This is a genomic window from Pseudoalteromonas sp. Ld20 (genome assembly GCF_045064175.1).
Taxonomy (GTDB): Bacteria; Pseudomonadota; Gammaproteobacteria; order Enterobacterales; family Alteromonadaceae; genus Pseudoalteromonas; species Pseudoalteromonas neustonica.
Map to the genome: position 1 here is coordinate 115456 of NZ_JBISHB010000023.1, position 25908 is coordinate 141363.

The 25908-nt window shown below is 39.3% G+C and carries 29 protein-coding genes; 6 read left to right on the plus strand and 23 right to left on the minus strand.

Annotated elements, in window-relative coordinates; all coding sequences use genetic code 11:
* From ACJJVX_RS00795 to ACJJVX_RS00895, 21 genes are all read right to left on the minus strand, one after another.
* A complete protein-coding gene (locus ACJJVX_RS00795) occupies nucleotides 1–492 on the minus strand; it encodes a DUF3261 domain-containing protein (protein ID WP_054203826.1) in 492 nt (163 codons plus the stop codon).
* A gap of 84 nt (nucleotides 493–576) precedes the next feature.
* Entirely contained in the window at nucleotides 577–1851 is a 1275-nt protein-coding gene (locus ACJJVX_RS00800) for an NAD(P)/FAD-dependent oxidoreductase (RefSeq protein WP_064435602.1), read from the minus strand.
* The gene (locus tag ACJJVX_RS00805) at nucleotides 1851–4196 is read right to left on the minus strand and encodes an MMPL family transporter (RefSeq protein ID WP_405629579.1); all 2346 of its coding nucleotides are present in this window, start codon (nucleotides 4194–4196) and stop codon (nucleotides 1851–1853) included. The genes ACJJVX_RS00800 and ACJJVX_RS00805 overlap by 1 nt, the downstream gene beginning before the upstream one ends.
* Complete coding sequence (locus ACJJVX_RS00810) at nucleotides 4174–4740, minus strand: hypothetical protein (RefSeq protein WP_064435603.1); 567 nt, start codon at nucleotides 4738–4740, stop codon at nucleotides 4174–4176. The genes ACJJVX_RS00805 and ACJJVX_RS00810 overlap by 23 nt, the downstream gene beginning before the upstream one ends.
* Nucleotides 4730–5158: a thioesterase family protein gene (locus ACJJVX_RS00815; protein ID WP_054454704.1), complete on the minus strand. Its 429-nt coding sequence runs from the start codon at nucleotides 5156–5158 to the stop codon at nucleotides 4730–4732. The genes ACJJVX_RS00810 and ACJJVX_RS00815 overlap by 11 nt, the downstream gene beginning before the upstream one ends.
* Nucleotides 5159–5160: 2 nt before the next feature.
* The gene (gene hutH / locus ACJJVX_RS00820; RefSeq protein WP_054203831.1) at nucleotides 5161–6723 is read right to left on the minus strand and encodes a histidine ammonia-lyase; all 1563 of its coding nucleotides are present in this window, start codon (nucleotides 6721–6723) and stop codon (nucleotides 5161–5163) included.
* A gap of 20 nt (nucleotides 6724–6743) precedes the next feature.
* Nucleotides 6744–7733: a family 2 glycosyl transferase gene (locus tag ACJJVX_RS00825; protein ID WP_054203832.1), complete on the minus strand. Its 990-nt coding sequence runs from the start codon at nucleotides 7731–7733 to the stop codon at nucleotides 6744–6746.
* Between the two features lie 9 nt (nucleotides 7734–7742).
* Entirely contained in the window at nucleotides 7743–8480 is a 738-nt protein-coding gene (locus ACJJVX_RS00830; RefSeq protein ID WP_054203833.1) for a glycosyltransferase family 2 protein, read from the minus strand.
* Nucleotides 8481–8492: 12 nt separating this feature from the next.
* Nucleotides 8493–8849 (minus strand): acyl-CoA synthetase, encoded by a 357-nt coding sequence (locus ACJJVX_RS00835; protein WP_054454708.1) that lies wholly within the window; start codon nucleotides 8847–8849, stop codon nucleotides 8493–8495.
* Nucleotides 8842–10182, minus strand: coding sequence for an AMP-binding protein (locus tag ACJJVX_RS00840; protein ID WP_405629583.1), 1341 nt, complete (start codon nucleotides 10180–10182; stop codon nucleotides 8842–8844). The genes ACJJVX_RS00835 and ACJJVX_RS00840 overlap by 8 nt, the downstream gene beginning before the upstream one ends.
* Nucleotides 10166–10732, minus strand: coding sequence for a hypothetical protein (locus ACJJVX_RS00845; protein ID WP_405629586.1), 567 nt, complete (start codon nucleotides 10730–10732; stop codon nucleotides 10166–10168). Before ACJJVX_RS00845 ends, ACJJVX_RS00840 begins: the two co-directional genes overlap by 17 nt.
* Complete coding sequence (locus ACJJVX_RS00850; protein ID WP_054203898.1) at nucleotides 10732–10986, minus strand: acyl carrier protein; 255 nt, start codon at nucleotides 10984–10986, stop codon at nucleotides 10732–10734. The genes ACJJVX_RS00845 and ACJJVX_RS00850 overlap by 1 nt, the downstream gene beginning before the upstream one ends.
* A 54-nt stretch (nucleotides 10987–11040) precedes the next feature.
* Nucleotides 11041–11298, minus strand: a complete 258-nt coding sequence (locus ACJJVX_RS00855; RefSeq protein WP_405629589.1) for a phosphopantetheine-binding protein — start codon at nucleotides 11296–11298, stop codon at nucleotides 11041–11043.
* The gene (locus tag ACJJVX_RS00860) at nucleotides 11291–12067 is read right to left on the minus strand and encodes a 1-acyl-sn-glycerol-3-phosphate acyltransferase (RefSeq protein ID WP_054203838.1); all 777 of its coding nucleotides are present in this window, start codon (nucleotides 12065–12067) and stop codon (nucleotides 11291–11293) included. The genes ACJJVX_RS00855 and ACJJVX_RS00860 overlap by 8 nt, the downstream gene beginning before the upstream one ends.
* Nucleotides 12064–12795, minus strand: a complete 732-nt coding sequence (locus ACJJVX_RS00865) for a beta-ketoacyl synthase chain length factor (RefSeq protein WP_054203839.1) — start codon at nucleotides 12793–12795, stop codon at nucleotides 12064–12066. Before ACJJVX_RS00865 ends, ACJJVX_RS00860 begins: the two co-directional genes overlap by 4 nt.
* Before the next feature lie 96 nt (nucleotides 12796–12891).
* On the minus strand, nucleotides 12892–13398 hold the full coding sequence (locus ACJJVX_RS00870; protein WP_054203840.1) for a hypothetical protein: 507 nt from the start codon (nucleotides 13396–13398) through the stop codon (nucleotides 12892–12894).
* A 3-nt stretch (nucleotides 13399–13401) separates the two neighbouring features.
* Nucleotides 13402–14520, minus strand: a complete 1119-nt coding sequence (locus ACJJVX_RS00875; protein ID WP_405629590.1) for a beta-ketoacyl synthase N-terminal-like domain-containing protein — start codon at nucleotides 14518–14520, stop codon at nucleotides 13402–13404.
* Nucleotides 14520–14792 carry an acyl carrier protein gene (locus tag ACJJVX_RS00880; RefSeq protein WP_054203842.1) on the minus strand — a complete coding sequence of 91 codons (273 nt, stop codon included), beginning with the start codon at nucleotides 14790–14792 and terminating at the stop codon, nucleotides 14520–14522. Before ACJJVX_RS00880 ends, ACJJVX_RS00875 begins: the two co-directional genes overlap by 1 nt.
* On the minus strand, nucleotides 14783–15946 hold the full coding sequence (locus ACJJVX_RS00885) for an ABC transporter permease (protein WP_054203843.1): 1164 nt from the start codon (nucleotides 15944–15946) through the stop codon (nucleotides 14783–14785). The genes ACJJVX_RS00880 and ACJJVX_RS00885 overlap by 10 nt, the downstream gene beginning before the upstream one ends.
* Entirely contained in the window at nucleotides 15940–16863 is a 924-nt protein-coding gene (locus ACJJVX_RS00890; RefSeq protein ID WP_054454714.1) for an ABC transporter ATP-binding protein, read from the minus strand. Before ACJJVX_RS00890 ends, ACJJVX_RS00885 begins: the two co-directional genes overlap by 7 nt.
* Nucleotides 16864–16931: 68 nt before the next feature.
* Complete coding sequence (locus ACJJVX_RS00895) at nucleotides 16932–18983, minus strand: NADPH-dependent 2,4-dienoyl-CoA reductase (RefSeq protein ID WP_170172807.1); 2052 nt, start codon at nucleotides 18981–18983, stop codon at nucleotides 16932–16934.
* Between the two features lie 218 nt (nucleotides 18984–19201).
* Here ACJJVX_RS00895 and ACJJVX_RS00900 point away from each other — a divergent pair, with 218 nt between their 5' ends.
* Complete coding sequence (locus tag ACJJVX_RS00900) at nucleotides 19202–20020, plus strand: hypothetical protein (RefSeq protein ID WP_054203846.1); 819 nt, start codon at nucleotides 19202–19204, stop codon at nucleotides 20018–20020.
* Between the two features lie 45 nt (nucleotides 20021–20065).
* On the opposite strand, the gene ACJJVX_RS00905 is transcribed toward ACJJVX_RS00900, so the two are convergent.
* Complete coding sequence (locus ACJJVX_RS00905) at nucleotides 20066–20515, minus strand: DUF2141 domain-containing protein (protein WP_054203847.1); 450 nt, start codon at nucleotides 20513–20515, stop codon at nucleotides 20066–20068.
* Nucleotides 20516–20595: 80 nt separating this feature from the next.
* On the opposite strand from ACJJVX_RS00905, the gene ACJJVX_RS00910 reads away from it, so the two are divergent.
* From ACJJVX_RS00910 to ACJJVX_RS00925, 4 genes are read left to right on the plus strand one after another with little or no spacing between them, the layout of a single operon-like run.
* A complete protein-coding gene (locus ACJJVX_RS00910; RefSeq protein ID WP_054203848.1) occupies nucleotides 20596–21516 on the plus strand; it encodes a hypothetical protein in 921 nt (306 codons plus the stop codon).
* A gap of 9 nt (nucleotides 21517–21525) precedes the next feature.
* Entirely contained in the window at nucleotides 21526–22680 is a 1155-nt protein-coding gene (locus tag ACJJVX_RS00915; RefSeq protein WP_054454717.1) for a beta-ketoacyl-ACP synthase III, read from the plus strand.
* Nucleotides 22681–22693: 13 nt separating this feature from the next.
* Nucleotides 22694–23095, plus strand: a complete 402-nt coding sequence (locus ACJJVX_RS00920; protein ID WP_054203850.1) for a hypothetical protein — start codon at nucleotides 22694–22696, stop codon at nucleotides 23093–23095.
* Between the two features lie 10 nt (nucleotides 23096–23105).
* Nucleotides 23106–24110 carry a BtrH N-terminal domain-containing protein gene (locus ACJJVX_RS00925; RefSeq protein ID WP_054454719.1) on the plus strand — a complete coding sequence of 335 codons (1005 nt, stop codon included), beginning with the start codon at nucleotides 23106–23108 and terminating at the stop codon, nucleotides 24108–24110.
* 49 nt (nucleotides 24111–24159) lie between these two features.
* Here ACJJVX_RS00925 and dapA read toward each other — a convergent pair whose 3' ends face one another.
* Nucleotides 24160–25074, minus strand: a complete 915-nt coding sequence (gene dapA, locus ACJJVX_RS00930; protein ID WP_054203852.1) for a 4-hydroxy-tetrahydrodipicolinate synthase — start codon at nucleotides 25072–25074, stop codon at nucleotides 24160–24162.
* Nucleotides 25075–25244: 170 nt separating this feature from the next.
* On the opposite strand from dapA, the gene ACJJVX_RS00935 reads away from it, so the two are divergent.
* Nucleotides 25245–25898 (plus strand): DUF6058 family natural product biosynthesis protein, encoded by a 654-nt coding sequence (locus ACJJVX_RS00935; protein ID WP_170172804.1) that lies wholly within the window; start codon nucleotides 25245–25247, stop codon nucleotides 25896–25898.
* Nucleotides 25899–25908 lie beyond the last annotated feature (10 nt).

The following is a 25908-nucleotide window of genomic DNA, read 5'->3' on the forward strand; positions in this document are numbered from 1 at the left end:
TTAATATTCTTCTAATCTTTCTATTTTTAAGCGGTACTTTTGCTCAAACTCAATTAACTGAGTCAGAGCACCAGTATACGTTATTTCACGAACCAAGATTTCATTGCGATAGAACCGGCGCGTTACTTGACCATCAACAGTGAGCTCAACGACTCTACAGTGCTCATTTATCGATTGTTCAAGTGAAGTTAATGGCCAAAATGCACTTTGCATATCGTAAATAATTTTTTTGCCATCAAGATCAATTTCTAAAGTATTGCTCGTTGTTAATTGCTGAGTATGCGTATCAAACTGTAACTGTGTAAGCGGCACTCCCTCAAAACTTAAAGCAGCAACACTGATCATTGGTTTAACAAACTCTGTAGATACCAACATCGACTGTTCAACTACGCCTGAGAACTCAAATTTCTCTAACCACCCGCCATTATTAAGTTCCGTAGGGACTGGCATTAGCTCAAACATCGCCGTATTTTGCACTGGTGTATACGCCATTTGACACGCACTTAATAACCATATTACTGAGGTTATAAGTACTATTTTCAAATGATTATTAACCTGTATTTTTAACACTCGCATTTAAACGACAGCAGTGTCTTGTGCTGCGTTATCTGGCTCACATATTTGTTCTAAAATACGTAAACCCCGTGCAGTATTTTTAACGAATGGGTTTGTTTTATCCCATGCATAACCGGCTAAAATTGAGCAAATCATGGCTTTGACATCAGGTTGCCCATCCGCGAAAAAAATCACAGACTGTAAACTGGTGTCATACCACGAATTTACAAAATATTTAAATACCGTGATCCCTTCACGCAGCGGCACTTCATATTCATTTTGCCAATCAACGTCTTCGCCTTGTAATTGCTTTACGACTAATTCACTTGCTTGTACCGCAGATCGAAGTGCAATTGTTACACCAGATGAAAAGACCGGGTCCAAAAACTCGCCAGCATTTCCTAGCAATGCAAACTTATCACCATGTAAATGCTTTACGTTAGCGGAATAGCCACCAATAGTGCGCACTTGAGCAATAATTTCAGCATCGGCTAACAATGTTGATAAGTTATCGTCTTCATGAATGAAGTTAAGTAAAGTTTGCTCAAGGCTTTGATCTGGTTTTTCTATTTGCGCTGTTTCACCTACAACACCCACACTGACAGTACTATCACCAAATGGGATCAACCAATACCATATATCAGGGATCTCAGGATGGACGGTGATCAATATTTTATTGCGGTCAAACTTAGGGCAATCAATATTATCTTTAAAATGAGTAAAGATTGCTTTTCGTGGTGACAGTTCGCTTGGCTCTTCTAGATCAAGTAAACGAGGAAGCACACGGCCAAAACCACTGCCATCTAAAGTGAAGCGAGCGGTTATTTTGCTCTGCTGTTGTGTTTTTAAATCAACAACATCAAGACAAGTCCCACTATCATCTGCAGTAAAGTTCGTTACATTTTGCCCAAAACGAATGGTTGCGCCTTGCTTTATTGCTTCTTCTGCGAGCAAATGATCAAATTCAGCTCGCTTAACTTGATAAGTCGTGCCTGGGCCTTCACTAAATTTTTCTTCAAAATTAAAGTTAGTGTGGTGACCACTGCGATAAAAGGCAGCCCCATTTTTAAATTGAAAGCCAAGTTTATCTGCATTATCAAGTAACGCGTCAAGCATATTAGCTTGGCGTAAATAATCCATCGATTGAGGTAATAAGCTTTCACCAATAGAGAAACGAGGAAATTCATCTCGTTCAATTAAACACACACTCAAACCATGTTGCATTAATAAACATGCGGCAACTGTCCCCGATGGGCCAGCACCTATGATAGTTACATCAAAATCTGTCGATGTCATTAAATATTCCTTTTCGAAACAAGAGCAAGACGCGGAGAAATAGTAAACACTACCACCACGCCTATAAATACTGTAAAACCAAACTGACTAACAGCTGGCGTTGAACTAACGATTAAAATTGCAAAGACCAGCAGTGAACTCAGTGCTGATATTAGCGTGGTCAAAGTGATTTTTTCACAATGACCATGCTCCGCATAAAATACACAATAATCTAAGCCTAAGGCGAGGATCAGTATCCCTGCTACATAATTAAACACACTTAAACTACCAAAAAACAAAGCACTCATAGCTAACGCAATTATCATTGCTATTACTGGTCGGCTTACCGCTGTAATAGCATTAATAACGCCATAGCGTAGCCAAAAAACCAACATTGCAGCAATCAGAGCTAATGCGTAAATAAGAATTAAATGATGCCTAAACTGCCCTATTTTCTTACCTACGGCTGATACTTTATCAACAAAAACAACCTCGCTGTAGTTATTTAATATACGGTCAATTTCTTTAGAGTCATTAATGCCTTTGAGCTTAATAATACTGTAAAATCGACCATTAATTTGTAACCATTGGTCATTAAATAAAGCTGCAACTTGGCTTTTTTGCCATGTCGTAAAATCCAATTGTTTATAATCACTCGGTGTACTACCAACGACTAGCCCAAGCACCGTATTGAGCTGCTCGAATAAGCCTGACTGCTGTGCATTTTTTACTAATTGCTGTGATTGTATTTGCGTAGCAATCGAAGGTAGCCACTGGCTAATACTAGCGTAAGCACTCAACACTCCTTGTTGTTGTAACTGAGTAAGTGGCTCTATCAATTGCTCAGAGCGTTGCAGTGTTTGTTCAGGTGTATCACCTGCAATTAAAATATAGGGGCTATCCCACTGCGCATTTAATATTGTTGTGATTTGCTGTTGCTGTGATATTAAATCAGCTGAGCTTTGATAAAACGTACGCGGATCGTCCACGTTTTCGACCAGACTTATTCCCCCAAGTAGCAGGACTAATAAAGCGATTTGCCAACGCCCATTTACACGTTTTTTTACCAGAATCTTCTGCCAACGATTTAACCGTGTAATAAAGCCTGGGATAGCGGTTGGTTTTTTTACTATAAAACCGGCCAAACTCGGATAGACAAGTAATACCGTAAGTAATGCTCCCAATAAACCGGCCATAGTAAACACGGCAATTTGTTGAAATAAGCTCAATGGGGTAAAAACTAAAATTAAGTAACCTGCGGTCGTGGTAATAAAACCAAGTAATAACGAGCTGCGAATACTTAATAATGGGTTGCTGCGATTTAATTTGCTAAAGCGTAATTCACTTAAAGCATGAAAACTGTAATCCGCAGCAATACCAATTAAAGTGACCGCAAACACTAACGTCAATATATTCACTTCAGTGAAAAATAAGCGCAATGCACTATAGCCGTATAACATACTGACTGAAATCACAAATAGCGTACACAAAACACTCAATGCGCTACGATAGATTGCTAAAATCAATAGCAAGGTTGCAATAATGGAAATGCCGCCAAACACCTTCATCTCAGTTTGAGCACTGTTACTGGCATTAGCAGTAAAAAAAGCAGCACCCGTCGCAAGATAGTGAACACCAGTTGTATGCTCTTTGTTTTGCTGCTTTAGTTCTGCAATTTTTGTCGCTATGTCATTTGCAATATTTAGATCTAAGCCCGTCCCCGCACTCACAAAATTAACTAGTACATAATAAATAGAAGCGCCAGCTTGGTTCATCTGTTGGGCAATCAAATAGCCCTGATCATTTTTAAGTCCCGTCGTGGGCAAATTTTGTTGATTAAAAAAATCAGCTAAACTCAAACTTGGATCAATTTCAAGGGTCGAGGCAACCCAAGGGGATCCCATTTCATTTAGTAAACTAAATTGATACGTGAAGACATCATCGGCACTGCCAATGCTGAGCACATTTTTATAAGCATTACTTACAAACGCATGTTGATAAGGGATGTAGTCTTTTACTATCGAGTCGAGCTGGGGTAATGATCCAAATCTAAGATTGACAGTAATGCCATTAATTGTACGAAGTGATGCAGCTGCTTGCTCTGCATATTCAATTGCGTTATCACGCTTCTCATGAGCAACGAGTAACACGTGCTGACGTAAATGCTGTTGTTCAATTCGCTCACTGACCACGCGAATATCGTCACTTTGCTCAACGGTAAAAATCTGATTAATATCTGCAACAACAGAAAATGACTTAAACAAGCATAAATAGATTAAGCCCGCGATAAGAAGCAGTAACTGTATTAGCCAAAGTACTAACTTTGTACGAGAACTTATCGATTTAATGGGTGAGTTTGACGGCATTCATGTCACCTTCGGTAAGCTCCTTGCTTGTGATCTGCATGCTAATGTGAGTTTCATTTTTCTGCTGATCAGTGATCACAATACGTCGATGATTCTCATCCGCCGAACATAACTCTACCACTGCAAATAAAAGAGCCACATCATCAAGCTTAGGTATTAACTTATAGCACTGTTCAATCGCTGTTATTTTCCAATCATGTTCGTCAATTTCACCACTGAGTAATTTTGCAAGCAAACGATTGAGCTGTTTGTCTTTAGTAACTGTTTGATATGCTTTCTCAGTGTTTAAACGCCGATAAATACCACTGGGCAATAATAACATCTCACTGCTCACAGGGTCTATTGTGTGCCAATAAACATGTTGTTCATAAATAACAAATTCACCTTGTGATTTAATTGCTCGCTTCAAAAATGTAAAATGCTTCGCTTGACTAAATTGCCCCTTGCCCTGCTTTACTTCAAAGTTACTAAAGTCGTTAGCAAGTGTGTGTCCGCTCAGTAACAAAGCACATAACAAGAGGCATTGCGTAAGTTTACCCAACATAAGTAAGCACTTTATCAGTCAGGGCTGCAGGGGATTCAAATTGCAGCTCTTGGGTTTCTATATCAATTGCAACTTGGATTGTATACGCTTTATTGAGTATCTTATTCGTATCTAAACATTCTATGCGGTAATCTATTTTGATCCGCGTTTCAAATTCCATCAAATCGGCATGGATACGAATATGTGAGCCAAACTTAGCCGATGCAACATACTTTAACCGCATATCAACAATCGGCCACATATAGCCTGACTCTTCCATCGCAATGTAGTTGTAACCTATTTTATCGAGTAATACACAGCGTGCATCCTCAATATATTTTACATAGTTTCCGTGCCAAACAATGCGCATAGGATCAACATCATAAAACGGCACAACCATGTCTAGATAAGCACTGACTATTGCGTAGGATTTTTTCATAATTAACCTTTAGCTGTTGGATACAAAGCCCAGCGTTGCGTCTGAATATACTCAATCGTTTGACGAAGTAACTTATCAGTTGGACGATCTTCTTCTAGTAAATCACAAAAACTAGCTACATCATCAATCATTGTGGTGATCTCTGGATTAAGTGCTGCGGCATCTATTTCGTTATTTAAAATGCGAATGCGCACACCTTGTACGGCAGCCAGTAATGTTGCGGCTAATACTTGCTCTGTTAGTTGTAAAATACGTAAGCAATCACGCGCTGCAATTGTCCCCATACTTACTTTATCTTGATTGTGACACTCAGTAGAACGAGAAAATACACTCGCAGGCATTGTTAACTTAAGTGCTTCAGCAGTCCATGCAGAACAACCAATTTGTATTGCTTTAAAACCATGGTTGATAAAGCGGCGTTCGCTAGATGCTGCACTCAAATTAGACGGTAAACCGTGGTTCATTTTCACATCAACTAACGTTGCTATTTGACGATCCGCTAAATCAGCTAAGTTTGCTACGCAATTTTTCATTGAGTCCATTGCCATCGCAATGTGACCACCATAAAAATGACCGCCATGCAGCACATGCTCTCCAATACCATCGATGATAGGATTGTCATTGGCGCTATTTAGTTCATTTTCGATCATGCTGCGTAACCACGGCAGGCTATCTTCAAGCACGCCTATTACATGTGGTGCACAGCGAATTGAGTAACGATCTTGTAATCGATGCGAGTTACGTGGATGCTCAACATGGTTTAAATCATGTTGGATACGACTTGCAACATTTTGTTGACCTGGGTGAGGCTTAACACTAAATAAGATATCATCAAAATGATTACTGTTACCTTTAAGTGCAATGCTTGATAAGGCAGTAATACGCGTCATTAAGCGGCTAGCGTACTCACTGCGGTCATATGCTTGACATGCAAGTGCGGTCATAACAGCCGTACCATTCATGATTGCCAAGCCTTCTTTAGGACGCAGTGTAATTGCTTTTAAGCCTTCAGCAGCAAATGCCTCCAACGAATTAACAACTTGATCTTTATAGTAAGTATCACGCTCACCTATTAAGCTGCCTGCAACATATGACAGTGGTGTTAAATCGCCGCTTGCGCCTACAGAACCTTCTTGTGGGATCACAGGTATAATATCTCGGTTGATCATTTCAACCAGTAATTTTAGTAAATCCCAGCTAACACCTGAATACCCTTGCGATAATGACGCTAAACGCGCTGCTAAAATTAATTTACCCTGCTCAGGTGTAAAAAAGTCACCTAGCCCACAACCATGAAAGCGTGTTAAATGCATTGGTAATTCATGCACTAACGACAATGGGATCTCCACTGTGCAAGAGTCACCATAACCGGTAGTTACACCATAAATATGGCCTTCTTCAGCAAGTAATTTGTCTAAAAAGGCCACTGCAGAATCAATTTTTTCTGCAAAATGACTATCACCTGAAAGCGCCACGGCACGATCACCTTTAACAACACTAATAATATCTTCAATTGTTAAACGGCCTGCGCCAAATAATAGGTTGTTTGATTTATTATTTTCCATTTACTTCATTCTCCAGATATTTAGCTAGGCTTTGAATCTTTGTCGGTGGCTTTTTGCCAAAAATTAAAAAAATTGTACCATTGATACGGTGCTTTTTTACAATAAAACTCTAAACGCTGTGCGAACTTAGTCGCCATCGATTGAAAGTAGGCTTGACGCTCTTTACGTTTAACTTTAATGGGGTCAGCAAACTTCTCTATATACGTTTTATAGCGCCCTTGTTCGTTAATACAAAACATTAAGAACACTGGGCATTCCATGATATTTGCTAATGCAAAAGGACCCACCGCAAACGGGGCTTCTTCACCTAAAAATGGAGCATGATGCACACTGTTAGGATTATTAACTGAAGTACGGTCTGCAAAAATAATAACCGCTTCACCGTCATCTAATTTTTGCTTTAACTTAATTGTATCATCTGGACCAAAGTTATTGATATGAATAAAATTAATTGCTGCATCTTGGTTTACTTTTTTCAAAAAATTGTTGAATGATGGAGTATGCTCGTTATATGTAATCACATTGAGTGGACGTTTATTATCCCCCATACTGAAAATAGCACGGCAAATTTCCATATTCCCTAAGTGCGCACTAAAAATCACGGCACCTTTAGCGTCAAGTAATTGCTGATAACCTTCAGGTGTGGCTATTTCCAAGTCTTTAATGTTCACTTTGCCAAGCCATGCATCAAACTTATCTAAAATTGCCATTCCAAATGAAAAATACAGTTTAAAGCCTTGCTTAAAGCGTGCCCAGCCAGTGCGTTTATTTTCACCCATACTGGTATTGAGATTATCAAGATAATGCCAAATGGCTTGGCGTGATAAACGCCCTGTGACATAGAAATAAAACATAACGGGTGTTAAAACAATTTTAAACAGCCATTTACCAAATACTTTATAAATAAATACCAGTACTTCAATACCAAACATTGAACCACGCTCTTTAAGCTGTGACCAATGAAATGGTTTTTCCGTTTTGTTCTGTGGTATTTTTGTTTGCTCAGACACGCATAATCCCTATTTAAATTTATTTGCTATTAATCGCGGTAAACGCCATAGCATGCCACATACCAAACGCGTGTGCATTTTTGAAATCAACACGTTATCGTCCCACACATTAAAATGAGATACGCCATTTTCAGGGTAATGAACCTTGGTTTTAATAAATTCAACCGGTGTGCCTTGCCAAAACAGTTTGACCATCACCTCTATGTCAAAATCCATTTTATACCCCAGCTTAGTGCTACTGATAAGCTGACTATAGGCAGCGAGTGGGTAAATACGAAAACCACACATAGTATCTTTGAGCGCAAAGGATAAAGTTTCTATATAGACCCAAAAGTGAGTAATAAAACGTCCATAGTAGCGCCCTTTTGAAATAGACTCATCGTATATAGGCTGCCCACTTACCAATGCATTTGGCTGAAATTTCGAGCGAACAATGAGCTGTTCAACATCATTTAAGTCATGCTGGCCATCGGCATCAACTTGGATTGCGTGGCTCCAACCAGCTTCATACGCATGCGCTAAGCCGGTTTGCACTGCAGCCCCTTTACCGCCATTTTCGGTGCGGCGTACTAAAGTTACTAACGCAAACTGGGCATCAATTTGCTCAAGAATTCGCTGAGTTTTTTCATTGCTTCCATCATCAACCAAGATAATCGGCAACTTAAAATTAGCTAAAGCAATGATCGTATCGAGGATCACTAAATCGTGATTGTAATTAGGGATCACAAATCCATATTGGCTTGGCATTATCAGTTACTCTTATTCATCAGCAAGGACAACTTTACCAGATGCATGTTGGCCATGCTCTGAGCTGTAACTGAAGCTATATTTAGTGTCTTTAATTTTTTTAAGTAGTAAATCTACTTGATAATTAGGCTGCACAATAATTTGAAATTTCAACGCATCAACCGAGATCACTTTTTGGGGATCTACATTTAAATATTTGTTTAAGTAATGCATTACCCAGTCAAGTTGTGCAACACCTGGCAAAATAGCAGCTTGAGTAAAGTGACCTTGAAAATAATATAAATTTTCAGGAATTAATAAACGCAATTGCACATGCTCAGGGCTTTGCTCTATTACGTCACAAATCGGTTTGTATACAAAATCAGTCAAACAACTTCTCCAATTGCGTTTTCTCAAGTTTGCCTTGTGTGTTGTAAGGCAAAACTGATAAATAGCGAAACTTGCGCGGGATCACTAGTGGCTCAAAAAAGGCCTTTAAATGATTTTTTAAAGCCTGCGAAAATTTAAACTTACCTTGCTCTGCTAATGCAATTTCACCTTGTTCGGTTAACACTAACACCGCACCAATTTCACTACGTTTTTGTTGTTGGGTATTTTCAAGCAGCAATATATAGCATTCATCAACCCACTGATATTCATTAATGCGTTGCGTGATCTCATCTAAAGAACAGCGTTTTTCTTCAATTTTGACAATTCGGTCAGCGCGGCCTAATAAATTAAAGTGGCCACTATCAAGTAACTCCACTCGATCATCCGTTTTGTACCACTGTCCGCCATCCACATAAGGTGATGAAATAATTAACTGCTGTAAATCATCACGCTTTATTTTTATTGGGCTAAATGCTTGCCATATTGATGATAAACTTTGTTGCCGCCAAGCAATACCTCCTGTTTCGGTACTGCCGAGCACTTCAATAGGCGCATGCGTTAATTGTTCTTGTAACAGTTGCGCAGCAACACTTTGCAAAGGCCCACCTGATGAAAAGCAACTACGCAATTTCTCTTTTACGGGTATAAGCACATTGTCTTGTACTAAACGATGATAATAAGCGGGGCTGCTAATTAAAGTAAAATCCTGTACATCTACGCTTTTACCATTAAGTTCAATAAAGTGAAGCAAGTGCTCAGGGTATTCAAAGCTTTTTAAACAAACATCTCGGCCTGAATATAACGGCCAAAGTAATTTAAATAATAAGCCATATATATGTTGGTGTGATACCGTTGCTACAATCACAGTATCTTTAAGTGTTTCGCCAAACTGGGCTTGCAGTACATCCACTTCTTGTATCAACTGCTTGAAGGTCTTATCTATCGCTTTTGGCTTACCTGATGATCCTGAAGTAAAGAAACGAATTACAGTGTCTTCATTAATTTCAATATCAGCAATATGCTTACTCTTTATTTCTCCAGAAAATGTTACTTTAGCAGGTGCTAAACGTGTATCTCCAGTAAATTCATCAGCATGGTTAAGGCATTGTGTAAGCTGTTCTGGCTGGCCATTTTGCGGTAAAACAATCGACTTATCTGCCACCAACAATGCAAAAAATAGTACACTAAATTGATAACTATCAGCATCAAACAACAGCCAGGTTTGTGCCGATTGCGCAGAAAACTGTTCAGCGTGTGCAATTACCTGTTGCTGCCACATCGCGAAATCATGATTCTCACCATAAAAATAGGAGTTATTAGTCGGCCATTTCATTTGCTTTATTTTTTGCCTTTTGCCATTTTCTTATTATTAATTCTATTGCCATGACTAATCCCATTAACAGATACGAGATCAAACCATTGTAGGTTAACCATACTTTCGGATCTGGGTGAAACACCGTTGCGGTAGCGATCACACCGTTAATGATAAAAAAGCCACACCACACTTTCGTCACTGCACGCGTATACTTCTTGCCATGTGCATCAAGGGTTTCGAATTTTCTTGCAATAATTTCTACAACGCTTGGTGGCTTATAAAGTGAATAAGCAAATACAGCTAAAAAGCAGCTATTGATCACCACGGGATAAAACTTAAGTGCTAATTCTGAATTGGCAAACGTGGCAAATAATAATAATCCAAGCCCACTAATTGTCATTACATGAAAATGCGGGATTGTTGCTTTGCTATCCTTTACTAACCAGTGTCGCAGCAGTAATACCACTGCAAACACCCCGCCAACCAATGCAGGCTCACTAAATTGCAGACCAAAATACACCACTAAGGGGTATAATAACAGCAACCCAGCCAGTAGCGCTTTTTTCATTAAGCGTCTGCTATCATTAGCTTTTCTACAGCATCAATCACATCTTGCACAGTACGCACTTGTTTAAAATCGTTAGGTTCGATTTTTTTACCTGTTTGCTCACGTAGTTTTACTACTAAATCAACGGCATCAATACTATCAAGATCTAAATCTTCATATAAGTTTGCGGTGCGGGTAATGTCTTCTGCGTCAATTTCAAAATATTCTTGCAGAATTTCGCTTAACATTGCGAAAATTTTATCACCGTTATTCATGTTTTCATTACTCATAGTTACTTCCAAACAATACAGTTTTAGAACTGCAATAAATTATGCCCGTGTTGAGACAATAAAATCACACAAGGTTTTAACCGAGTAAAAATGTTTTTTACTATCATCGGTATTGCCATCGATTTTCACATCGTATGCTTTTTTAATAGCTACACCTAATTCCAATGCATCAATTGAATCTAGTCCTAAGCCATCAACAAATAATGCTTCTTCGTCGTTAATATCTGTTGCTTCAATATCTTCAAGATCTAACGTTTCGATGATAAGTTGTTTTACTTCAGTGCTTAAATCACTCATGTTTTGATTTTTCCTCGTTAAAATAAGCTTGTAAATCACGCGTTAACTGCCTGACGCTATTAGATAATTGTTCGCCGTGTAAATAAGGTTCAATTAAATAAGGGGGCAGTACACGCATTTTGAAAGTAAAACGGCGATCAGTAACCTGATACCATTTTTGACCTTTCGTTAATGTGACTGGACTGACATCTATCAGTACTGGCAACATATCTACTTCAGTACGAAGCGCGATATTGGCTGCGCCACGTTTAAATTTCCATGTATTTCCAGGGGTACTTCTCGTCCCTTCAGGGAATACAATAAGATTGTTACCGCGAGCAAAACTTTGTTGGCATTGCCCTAAAAAATAATCAGGATCTGCATCATTATTTATATAACCGGTGGCTTTAACAACGCCTTTGAGAAAAGGGTTTTTCCATAAATCAGCTTTAACCACGCAATCAGCATGACGTACAATAGAAATGAGCACAACCACATCAATTAAGGATGGGTGATTAGCAATAATCAACTGTCCTTTCGCGTGTTTTATTTCATCAAGCTTATCGATGTCTAATCGTAGTATGCCGACTAAGCGCATATAACCTACAAAAAACTTAAATGAGTAATGTACCGCAGTGCGTGCGGCTTGATTACGCTGATTGATATCACGATAAATTAACCGTTGGATTGAAAACACCAAAATAGACAGCACCAAACCACCGCCACTAAATAAGGCAAACGCACTGCCTGTGGCAAATACGCGATATATTTTTATCAATTTTGCTTTCATGAACGCGTTAACTGCCACTTATAACGTTTAGAACAAGTAGAAAGTTGTTGCTGTTGTGAGAAGTAAAACTTTAAAAAATCCAGCGCCTGTAGTTGTAGGTTTTCGGCTGATTGCACATTATCATGGCCAACACATTCAATACTATAATTATCGACACTATCGCTAGCTTCAATTAATAAGCCGACGGCAATATTATCAGCGTGTTGCTGTACGTAATTCTGATAATGCTCAGGGACGGCTTGATCACTGTATACGTATAAAATACGTTTATATTTTCGGGTATGTAGTTTAGCAACTGCATCTACTAAGCCCATAAAAAAGCTATCTTCACCCGCAGATACAGCGCTTAACGGGGCTTTATTACCTGTGTAAATACTAAACAAACCACCCACAGCATTATGGACTGATAGGCCAAAGTGCGTTGGCGAAAGTGCTTCTTTACTCGCGACATCTGCTATTAATTTACTTGTTTTATGTAAGTCACCATGACGAGACGAAAAAACACTGGGAATTTCATGTTGATACGTATCACTTGCAGTTAAAGCGCAGTGTAATGTCAGTTTGGCAAACGCACTTAAGCGTCGACGCTGCATTGCAGGTATCTGTTTTAATTCAGGAAGAGTTAACGTTTGCGCCTGTATACTGACGTTGTTTGCAAAAGCCTGCCAATCTTCAAGGCAAGTTTTACCATCGCCCCAAGCGATACATTTTTTTATGGCAAATTTCAACGTAACAGTCCTTATTACAAAGGTGGTGACAAAAAGAGGCTAAATTCTACAGTTGTGCTACCGCTGATTCAAGGAAAACTCGCAGAAACGTTCGCGTTAGCTGGAAAAACCATCATTTTCTATGATTTTAACCCAACATTGGCGTACTTTCTCGTCTTCTTGCCACACGACGACTACACCGTGATCGATTAAGTTTGAACCCATATCAGCTTCAGCTAATACCTGGTTTTTGACCATCGCCTGCTCACTGCTGCCTAAAAATATATTGGGGCCATCTATCCCAAATGTATTTGCAAGGTAATAATTAGCTGCATTACCCACACTTGCAACAAAGCTTAATGGTTTTATAGCGTGCGCGTTGTGCATATCTCGTAGCATTGACTGCATTAGTTCGCTTGAAAAATAATCAGCGCAACTATATAAACCACAACGTTTACTGAGCTGGATGTCACCTTTAGCTCGATAAACAGCAAGTAAAGCAATTAATGTAAACGCATCCATTCTACGTACAACTAAACCGGTTTCTTGCTTTACTTGTTGTCGTAAGCTTTTTATATCTAAACTCTTTTCAAAGCTAATATGACTCGTTGCTAATTCTTTCATTCGTTAACCCTTGTAACGCTGTAATACTAACGCAGCATTATTACCGCCAAAACCAAAGTAATTAAACAAAACAGTATCCACGTTATTAAAGTGTGCGCCATGATAAAACGGCCACATTAGCTCATTTTCACTATGCGTATAACTTGGTGGCGTATAACTTCCTAGCTCTAAACATTTAACAAATAGCGCAATTTCTATCGCGCCGCATGCGCCAAGGGTATGGCCTGTATAAGGTTTAAACGCAATGATAGGCGGTAATTGTTTTGCTGATATTTGGTCAGTAGTTAATGAATCACGAATAAATAGCGATGAGAGTGCATTACACTCTGCTTCATCATTCCCAAGCGTCGCTGTGCCATGCACTTTAATTAAATCAATATCGTCACATGTAATATTTGTTTGCGTTAAGCACTCATTTATCACATGCGCTATATGGCTACCATCTTCTTTAGTCATGGTTAGACTGTATGTATCACACGATGATGCACCACCAAGAACTCGCAAATTACATTGTTCAGTGGGTGTTGAGGATAAGTATAACGCACCAAGGCCTTCACCTAAAATGAGCCCGGAACGCCCTTTTGCAAATGCAGCTAATCCTGTCGCGCTGATCAAATCTAACGATTTAAATCCTTCAACCGTAAGCGGATTGTAAAACTCGCAACCAATAACCAGTGCGTGCTCAATTTTTCCTTGTGCTATTAACCGTGTGGCATATAAACAAGCATTAGCACTGGCAGTACATGCTGTACTAAAAGTAAACTCAAGCTCGTTCAAACCATAACGCTTGACCAGCTCTTGGCTTATTTTATCAGTTTTTGATAACCATAATGTATCTTCAGCTCCGAGCTCAACGGCACTAATATCAAGAGATGTTGATCCCAAAAATAGACTGGTTTTTGCAAGTTCGTCAGCTGACAACTGTAATTTCTTAAAAAGTGGTAAAAGCAAGGTGTCAAAATGCGCCAAAATACCAAAGAAATCATTACAGCTAATTTCATCACGGAATGATTTAAATCCAACACGCGTACCTTCTTGCGTGGTTATTTGGCTACTTTTTTCACAGCCTAATGACGCCGATAGCACGTCGCTGGCATTTAAATACACATCCCGTAAAGTCATTACTTTTCACGCTCACGAACAATAAAATCGGCTATAGTATCAATAGATTGTAAATGCTTTCGCGTTTCTTTTGAGCCTTCAACTTTAATTCCAAAATGCTGTTTAAGCACAAGCGATAGTTGCAGAGCATCAAGTGAATCTAAATTGATACGTGATTGACTACCAAACAATGGCTCTGAGTCAATAATATCTGCGGGTTCAAAATCATCTTCCTTATCGCACTCAGTAATGATTAACTGTTTCAATTGTAGTTTTAGCTCTGCTAATTCCATGTCAAATTCCTCATTTTTTTATTAAATGTCCATAATGCGGCAGTAAAGCATAACAATGAAAAACCCCAAAGTGATGCACTATATTGCCAAAAAGTGTGATCAATCGATTCACTCATAAGCTGTCGTAATAATTGCGCTGACCAGTACATAGGCGAGCCATTAGCAAGTGCGGCTAAATTATCTGGCATAATTTCCAGCGGTACCATAAAACCACTCAATGCGGCTAAAATAATATTTACCCCTCCGCCTACAACAATTGCTTGCTCGTAACTCGATACCAAACTTGCCAATAGCAAGGCAAATGCGATGGCCGTACAACTGACGGTTATAAAGGTCAGTATGCTATAAAGCAGCCCATGCAAAGATAAAAGTGGTAAATCTAAACAATACGGGATCACAATACAGCCAATCAGCGCAAGTAACCCTCCTTGTACTATACTCACCAACACATACGCACACGCCTTATTATAAAAGTAACGAGCCATACTAATAGGGTAAGTTTTTAATCTAACTAAAGTCCCATTATTGCGTTCATTAATAAACGTCAATGAAATGGGCAGCACAATGAAGTAGATACCAAATACCCACCATGCGGGCACACTATTTAATGCGGGGTTATCGAGTGCCTTGATAGATTGTTGCGCTAATAAATAGCTGACATCTGAAGCAGTTATAATCTGACTTATTTGCTCATTGAGGGGCAAATCGACATCTAAATCACCAGTATCTAACATATACAGATACAATTTTAATTGCGCTAAGCTGGCTTTTACTTTTTCAGTCATCAGCATGCGAGTTTGTGGCGCGAGCTCATCACTAATTTCCAGCGTTAGTTGGCTCGTGCCTTGTCTCATTAAAATTAACTGATCAAATTTAGGAGCAATCGTCAGTGTGCTTTGTTTAGTTTGAGTAATAGGTGAACTTGGCACTATAAAACCCTGTGCTTTTAATAGTTCAATTAAAACATTGCTATGTTTGCTGTAGGCTTTTCCAATGACACTTAACGATAAATTAGACTGCATATTCTGTTGTGATTGACTACTTGCCATCGTCATTATCACCATAAATAAAATCGGCATCAGTAACAACACGGCTAAACTATGCAGATCATTTGCAATTAAGCGTGCTTCTTTTTTTACTGTATGGATTAGCATAATGGCTCCGCAAATAGGTCGCGATAAAGCTGCTCAATATGATTGTCTGAAAACGACAATGCTTTAATATCATCACTTAATTGGCCGAGTGCACTAAACGCAGCGCCGAGTTGTTCACTATTATTAATAACCAACTGATAGTGATTACCTTCAAGCGTCACTAGCTGCTGACTAAAAAGCGTGCTTTGAGTGTTTAACAACGGCTTAAATGTAGAAAAACTCAAAGAGAGCTTCTCGCTATTTAATGCTTCACAGGCAACAACTTTTCCACCGCGTAAAAATACCACGTCATCGCATAACTGAGCCACCTCATGCAATAAGTGGGATGTATACACTAACGTTTTCCCTTGGCGTTTTAAATCGAGTAAAAGCGTAATTATTGCATCTCGAGATAATGGGTCTATCCCTACGGTAGGTTCATCTAAAAAGATAATATCAGGCTGTTTACTCAAAGCTATGGCAATATTTAAACGACGTTTATATCCCCCCGATAACGTACCTGCGGTTTTATTAACAACCTCTTCAAGGTTACATAATTTAATAGCTGCTGCAATCTGTTCGGCATGTAAGTGGCGGTTTTTTTCGCTAATAGAAACAAAGAAAGCTAAATTATCATACACACTTAACTCATGATAAAACGCAAAATCTTGCGGCACTAAAGCTACTTTTTGTGCAATTGCTTGAGTCAAACCGTACTGTTTATAAAATGGGTAGTTTATAGCACCTGTTTGCGCCATTAATAAACCCGTCATTAAAGAAATTAAAGTCGATTTACCTGCACCATTTGGCCCTAAAATAGCAGTACAACTGCCTTTAATTAAACTAAGCGACACGTTATCGATACTCAAAGGAGCATTTTGCTTATAACCAAAGCTAACGTTTTCTAACGTCAACATAACCGGTTTTACATGCGCCATAACTTTACCTGCTCCATTGTCACATCCTTGTTATTATTTTTGACCACTTTAAACACCGTTATCATTTATTATAAACTTTGTGCCAGCGAGAACGCTTCGCCTATTGCCCGTTGTAAATCCAATTTTTCAGCTTTTAATGCACCACCAATAAAGCTAACTGGAATCAATAACTGGCTAAGCTGTTGTTGATATTCAGGGAGTACAGATTGCTGACCACTGCAATTAACAATATGGTCAACGTCCAATAGTCGCTCACGTTTACGCACACTTAAGTGCAAACCTTGAGCATTTATCTTTTGATAATTCACCGCAGCAAGCATTTTTACACCTTGTTGCTTTAAATGCTCACGATGGATCCACCCTGTGGTTTTACCTAAATCAGCACCGTGTTTGCGTAGCTTACGCTGCAGTAAGTAAACCTCATTAGCCGCTGTAGATTTGCCTGCTTTATCTTTTATCCCGCCTGGGTAAGTAACACTAAGATCGATCCCCCACTGATGAGTAAATTGATCAGCATCCGTCGTATCACTTTCATGAAGAGGTAACAGCTTCGTGTTTGTAACCATATGATTTGCAGTTATAAATGTCGCTACATCAAATCCAATGCCACCGGCACCAATAATGGCGACTTTTGAGCCCAGTTTGACTTCACCATTAAGTACTTGCTGATAACCTACAACGTTTGACTGTTCAATTCCCTCAATATTCGGCGTAGCTCCTTTAACACCAGTGGCAATCACACAGTGGTCAAATTCAGATAAAGTTGCTATATCGGCACTGTTTTGCAAATGAATTACAACATTGAGATTTGCTAAGCGACTTTTAAAATAACGCAGGGTTTCTTTAAACTCTTCTTTGCCTGGTACATTCGCTGCTAATAATAGCTGCCCGCCCAATTGGGCGGTTTGTTCAAATAATGTGACCTGATGTCCTCGCTCCGCACTATATATAGCACAAGCCATACCAGCAGCTCCGCCACCAACGATAGCTATATTTTTTATCATCTTGGCTGGTTTTATAGGCATTAATGTTTCATTGCAAGCCCGTGGATTCACAATACAAGAAGCAGGCAAGTTAACAAAAATATTATCTAAACAAGCCTGATTACATGCTATGCATGTATTTATTTGTTCGCTTTGCCCTGCAAAGGCTTTAGCCACAAATTGACTATCCGCTAAAAATGGCCGCGCCATCGAGATAAAGTCAGCGTGTCCATCCACTAACAATTGTTCTGCAACTTCAGGTGTGTTAATTCGATTACTCGTAATAACAGGCACTGACACCGCAGCTTTTAGGCGTTGGCTTAATGATGAAAATAGCGCTCTTGGTACACTGGTTGCAATTGTAGGAATACGTGACTCATGCCAACCGATACCCGAATTAAGCATATCAACACCTGCACTTTCTAATGCGTGTGCTAATTGCAGCACTTCGTTAAACGTACTGCCATCGGCCACTAAATCAAGTAATGATAAACGAAAGATTAGAATAAAATCATCACCAAGCGCAGCACGAACGCGCGCGACTATGCAAACAGCAAAACGAATACGGTTTTCATAACACCCACCCCATTGATCATCACGATGGTTAGTCGCTTTGACTATGAACTGATTGATTAAATATCCTTCCGATCCCATAATTTCAACACCATCATACCCTGCTTGTTTTGCAAGCTTGGCGCACAGTACAAAATCATCAATTTGTTTTTCAATTTGTTCATGTGTTAATTCTGCAGGTGTATAAGGGCTAATAGGCGCTTGGATAGCTGAAGGCGCAACTTGTTTAGGATGATAACCATAGCGTCCTGCATGCAATATTTGCATGCAAATTTTAGTACCGTGGGACTTAACAGCCTCGGTAATAAGCTGATGATGTGCAACCGCAGTTGATGAATCTAAGACACTGCGATTTGGTGCTAAAATACCTTCTGGATTTGGTGAAATTCCACCAGTGATAATTAGTCCAACTTGCCCGTGTGCCCGCTCGCCATAAAAAGCGGCTAAACGCTCAAATCCCTGAGGAAGCTCTTCTAGATTAGTATGCATAGAACCCATCACTACACGATTTTTCAGTGTAGTGGAACCTAATTTGAAAGGCGTAAATAAATGGCTATATAACATGAAAACAACACAATTGTGGTACAAAACCGCGCTAGAGTAACAAGCTTTAATTATGACTGCAAAATTTACTGTTATATTTTAACATTCGCAGCAAAATCAGCATACTTTATATCCATAAATGAAAAATAGGCCTTGTTGTCCCCTTCTTCGGCGATTATCATTATAGCCACGCAGATGACATCTAATCTGCATTTTCTTCTTTTAAACAAGGAATGATTATGTTTTCATTAAAGTCGTTATTAATAGGATTAAGTTTAGTTACATTATCAAGTTCTGCCTTTGCTTTAACTTCCACTGAGCAACGTGATTACGATCGCCTAATATCAGGTGATTTAAGCCAGCTGACAATGGCAGCACAATCTATAGTTGCAAACAATATTTCAAATACGCAAGTGCTTGATGTACTCGCAGAGTTTGTTGCACAAAATTACCTTAGCGCACCTGATTATCAGCTAGACTCAATAGCATGGGCATGTAGAGCGCTTGGGGAGTCTAATAGTGCCCGATACCGTGATTTACTTTATCGTGTAATTAAAAGTGACGCTCATAAGAAGGTACGTAAACACGCTAAAAAGTCGTATAAACGTCTTCCAAAAAGTCATGTTGAACAATACACCATCGGCAGTATTAATTTAGAGCAACTCCAAGCCCTTCCAAAAAAAGCGACACAATCCCGAAGTATTGAAGAACAAGCTTTACTAGACATTTCTCATGGTAATGTTCTTGAAATAAAACGTTTAGCTCAAGATTACGCAATAAGAAGTGATGCATCACAACAGGTAACCGATACTTTAGCTGAGTATTTTGCGCAAAATTACCAGCAAGCTCGTAAACAACAATACGATACATTAGCGTGGGTATGTAAAGGATTAGCAAGAAACACAGATGGTCGCTATAAAAGACTAATTGAAGACGCTGCGCAAAATAGCTCAGTACGTGCATTACGCAAACATTGCCCAGCACATATCAAAGGAAAAGGCCCCTATTACCAAGTAGGCACACTTAATTTAGAAGAAATAGCAAAGCAATTTAACTAACCTTACCTTAGGTTAAATAATACCAAACATAAAAGACGCCGCGAATTAGCGCCGTCTTTTATTATTAACTTTTACCTTAATCGCTTCATCTTGTGTCAATTGGAGTACACAATCTTCAGGTTCTGGTTGGCCCATCATTAAACTTGGATTATTTGAAAAGCCTACAGGCTCACGCGGAACCGAGTTTGCAGCAAGATCTAGTTCCCCATTAGCATTTAAATCTTGAAAAAAACGAACGCAATACTTTCCCACGGGTAAATCTTCAACCGTAACATCGTGTACAGCCGCGGACACTGGTAGTTGCTGTGTTGTGATCACCGCCAACGTATCCCAAGAACCCTCGCTATCATTACAATCAAGAACTTGATAATGAAGGTTACCTTCTTGCTGTTTGAATTTAGCGAATGAAATAGCCAGCGAGATACGGTCTGAATTAGCTAAAAGCTGACCAGAAAACAGCATAGGCATCATTAAAATAACCATTATTTTCATCATGTAAACATCCATTTATATGGTTTGATTTTTGATAGTTATGTATAATAGCGAACTTTTAGGACGTTAGGAAAGGTAAAAGGATGCGCAAGGTCCTCGTTATTCATTATTCACAAACGGGTCAACTGACTAATATTACAGAATCAATTGTCACTCCTTTACGTGCCAATGAAGCTATAACTGTTGATTATTTGAATTTAAAACCAAGTACCCCATTCCCATTCCCATGGCCTTTTTTGACATTTTTTCATATATTTCCTGAATGCGTAAAAATGACTCCCCAGCCTATGGAAGTCGTTGAGCCTGCACATGATGACTATGATTTAATTATTTTAACTTACCAAGTCTGGTTTTTATCTCCATCATTACCTATTTCATCATTTATGCAGTCAGAGCAAGCACAACGACTACTTAACAATAAACCTGTCATTACCGTCATTGGCTGTCGTGGTATGTGGTTAAGTGCACAAGAAAAAATGAAGCAGCTACTAAAAAATGTAAATGCCAATTTAATCGATAATGTCGTGCTTAGCGATGAATGTGGAACTGGTTTTAGCTTCTTAGCAACGCCTCTTTGGATGTTCTCCGGCAAGAAAAAGTCAGTTTCGTGGGTACCTGCAGCAGGGGTAGCGGAGCATGAAATTAAAGCTGCCAGTCGTTTTGGTGTTGCGATAGAAAATGCATTACACGCACTGCAAGATAAACAATACTTACAACAACCTGTATTAAAAGGCCTTGGCGCCGTTAAAGTAAATGAAAAGTTTATTGCAAGTGAGCGTGTTGGCCAACACAGCTTTCGCATTTGGAGTAAAATCCTCAGTACGCTTGGCCCAATGCACTCAACGCGGCGCAGTTGTGGGCTATTGATCTATGTGTTATTTTTGCTGACCTTAATTATTACTGTAGTACCAATTACTGCAATAATAAAAAAATTAATCACCCCCTTAACTAGAAAAAGAATTGCCAAGCAAAAAGCCTATTTTGCCGAGCCATCAGGAGAGTAGTTGTACGTTATGGAAAATGCTGTATACATAAACAACTTGCATGCTGTATTGCCTAATGAAGCTGTTAGTAATAAAGAAATGGAAGTTGTATTAGGTGAAGTGGGAGGGCAGCGCTCACGCGCTAAACCAGTCATTTTACGTAGTAATCAAATTAAAAACCGCTACTACGCCATCGACCCTCAAACAGGCGAGTATAATTATACCAATGCCTCTTTAGCTGCAGACGCAGTACGTGGTTTATTTTCAATTGATGGTACCCGACTAGAGCAACTAGACTGTTTAGTTGCAAGTACCTCGATGGCCGATCAAATCATGCCTAATCACGGTGTTATGGTCCATGGTGAACTTAAAAACCCAAGCCTTGAGGTTGTCTCAACTGCGGGGATTTGTTTGTGTGGTATGACTGCACTTAAATACGCCTACCTAAATGTTAAAGCAGGCGAAAGCCAACACAGCGCCGTTGTTGCAAGTGAATTAGCATCAAATGTAATGCATTCCCGAAATTTTAGTGCTGAGAGTGATTACAAAGTAGACATGCTGGATCAAAAACCTGAAATTGCTTTTGAAAAAGACTTTCTACGTTGGATGCTTTCTGATGGTGCAGGTGCTGCATTATTAAGTAACCAAGCAAATCCTACCGGTTTATCTTTGCGCATCGATTGGATTGATATTATCTCCTATGCAGATCAGCTAGAAGCGTGTATGTACGCTGGCGCTGAAAAAATCGATGGGCAACTTAAAAGCTGGACCCGTTATGACTCTAAAGAACGAGAACAGCAGTCAATTTTATCAGTCAAACAAGATGTAAAACTACTTAACGAAAACATTGTAAAATACACTGTTGAAGATGCCCTAAGTAAAATAGCTAAAAAACGTGCACTTACGGCCACTGATTACGACTTTTTCTTACCGCACTATTCTTCAGGTTACTTTCGTGAGCGTTTATTTGATGGCCTAAGTAACATCGACTTTCAAATTCCATTTGAAAAATGGTTTACGAATTTAACTGAAAAGGGTAATACGGGCTCTGCGTCAATTTTCATTATGCTGGACGAGTTATTTAAGTCAGGGCGATTGACTGACGGTCAAAAATTACTGTGTTACGTGCCAGAAAGTGGGCGTTTTTCAAGTGCATTTATGCAATTAACCGTAGTTAGTCGATAGTTAAGAGCACTTTATGAAAAAAGATGACGTACCTCAAGATAATAGTAAAAGCTACCAAGGCCAAAACAAGTTACTTTACGCTGTAGATGATAGCGGTCATTATCAAGGGGTTAAATCATCTGGTTGGGAAATCGAAAGTTTTGCAACCCAGTTAGCTGTTGATGATTTAAATGAACAAACCGCGCAAGCTCTTGAGCAAGCATTGCGCGGTGAAATTTCACCACTGGCATATCATATGCTAGCAAGGCGCTTTGATATTGCGACCCTTGCTGGCGCCAGTGGTTTTTTCCAATGGCAAATCAAACGCCATTTACGCCCCGCAATTTTTGCCAAATTGTCTGATAAAAACATAAACCGCTATTGCGATACGCTAAAAATTAGCCGTGACGCCTTACTTTCATTGCCTTCACAATAACGAACTCTTCATGCCTGACATTATTTTACCGATTAACCACCAGCAATCATCACATTGTGAAACTGGTGTTGTAGCCACTCTTTTACAAAGTAAAGGCATTGATATGAGCGAGCCAATGGCTTTTGGCCTCGCTTCGGCCCTCACTTTTGCTTATTTACCTTTTGTAAAAATAAGTGGTATGCCGCTTATTGCTTATCGCATGCCACCAAAAACAATCATAAAAAAGGTATGTAAAAAACTAAATATTGATCTTGAAACACGAAAATTTTCAAACCCAGATGTAGGAATGCAAGCACTCGATGACGAACTTGCCAAAGGTAACTTAGTTGGCCTGCAGAGTTCTGTTTATTGGTTGCCCTATTTCCCTGAAGATATGCGTTTTCATTTTAATGCGCATAACTTAGTGGTATACGGTAAAAATGAACAAGGTGAATACTTGATCAGCGATCCTGTATTTGAACACCCTGTCACCTGCGCTGCAGAGGATTTAAAAAATGCCCGTTTCGCCAAAGGGGCTTTGGCAGCCAAAGGACTCATGTATGTGATCCGCAGCACGCCAACTCACACACAGCTTGAACACGTTATTAAACCAGCCATTAAAAAAACCGCAAAAATGATGAACGGCTTAGTATTGCCTTATTTTGGTCTAAAAGGCATTCGTCATATGGCGAAACAAATTCGTCAGTTAGATAAAAAGCCACCTAAATATGCCCGCCTTTATCTAGCTCACATTGTGCGTATGCAAGAAGAGATAGGCACCGGTGGTGCTGGATTTAGATTTATGTATGCGAGCTTTTTAGAGCAAGCCGCACAGCTCACTCAAACCCCTGCTCTTAATCAATGCGCTGAACACACAACATTAGTAGGTGACTTATGGCGAGAGTTCGCTATGGATGCCGTTAAATATTGTAAAAAACGGGGTGACATCAGCTTAGACGATATAGCCAATAAGCTCGAACAAGTCGCTGAGCAAGAAGCTAAGCTGAGTGAATTACTCATTGGAGCAGTAGCCTAAACAAAAAAGTCACCCAAAGGTGACTTTTTAAACTCAGTAATAGACTGTTTTAGCCTATCACTAAATCCTTAGTAACTAATGGTACCGCGATATCACCAACAAAATCGTCAACTGATAATGCATTTATAAGAGTAACGCCCTGCGTTTGTTGCTCGTCATTAAGTGGTACATACGGTAATCTAAATACAGGTTTAACCGCCCCTGTCATCATCAATGCCGTATTAATCGCTATTGGGTTTGGCTCACAGAATAACCAGTCGATCAAAGGCTGTAATGATTGATTTAAATTGTCGTTTTGGGTATCCATTAATTCTCGGAACAAACCAGGGATCAAATTAGAAGTTACTGAAATAACGCCATGTGCACCAAACTTATGGCGAGCGTCATGTGCTTCATCATCATTACCAGACCAACATGCAATACCTTGCTGTTCATAATGGCTAACACGCTCATTACCACCACACTCTTTTACACCAATAAAGTTTTCGTGTTGAGCTAAAGGCTCCATAATGTCAGGCGTTAAATCTTGCCCTGTGCGACCGGCTACGTTATAAATAAACGCAGGTCCAATCGCTAATACACGTTTAAAGTGCTCTTTTACGCCAGCCAGTGATGTACGCCCGTAATAAGGGTTAATTTGCAATGCAGCATCCATACCACTTGCAAAGCCATATTCAGTGGCTTTAACTGCCTCACGGGTATTATTGCTGCCTGTATTGCCCACTATAATCAACTTACCTGAGTACTTATTAACGCTGTGTGCAATCAGCATTAAATGCTCTTCCCAGTTCATTAACTGGCCTTCGCCCGTTGTGCCACCAACAACAATACCATCAACACCGGCAGCTATTTGCTGTTCAACTAAAAAATCGTACGTGGCTAAATCAATTTCACCAGTACGAAGATACGGCGTTTTAATTGCTGTAATAAGACTTGCTTGCTTAATTTGTTCTAGGGAGCGCATAAAAAAATATTCTTAAAAAAACTTGCCGTATTTGTATCATAAAAGCGGGCATTTTCCGAGTATTGGGGCACTAATTTATTAAATAACTTGTGTTATTCAGGTGCATAGGTCAAAATAAACAACTGTATAAATAGACAGTATATTTATTTTTTAACCTTGAGTGCACTTTTATGCGTTTATCACGATTTTTAGCAACCCACTTTTACCATAGCGAAGAGCTTTGCCATGCTTTAGCAATCGATGAAGACACCCTTGGCGATTGGCAACAAAATGGGTTATTCCCAAAACCTAGTTATTGTATAAAAAATCAGCTTAGTTGCAGTTCCTATTCAGGGTTATATGAATGTGAAGAATATGACGATTATTACCCACGAGGTTGTGTTAATTGGGGGCAAGGTTTAGCAAAACAAAAAATAGAATCATCTAGCCATGCTTTTAATTATTTTGCACAACAGTACACAGCAAGCTTAACTAAATTAGCGCAACAAGGATTTGAGTTTAACGAAGAGTTGTTTGGCTGTGAACTTGAAGAACATTTGCAGCAAGTATGGCAACAGTTTTTATGTAGTAAATACGGCGTATTAACACAAAACGGATTAATCGACGAAATGGCCGCAGTCGATATAGGCCGCCTTATCGTAGACGACATAACTGAGCTGCGTACTAAAGCAAACTTAACACAAGATGAGCGCATAAAACTACACCCTGCATTAAAGTTACTTAACCGTGCCCTGAGCCACGGCGCTGATCACGAAAAGCAACAAACACTGCGCACACGGTATATTGATACTTTGGTACTTAAATATGATTTATCAGTCAAGTAACGATTAACAC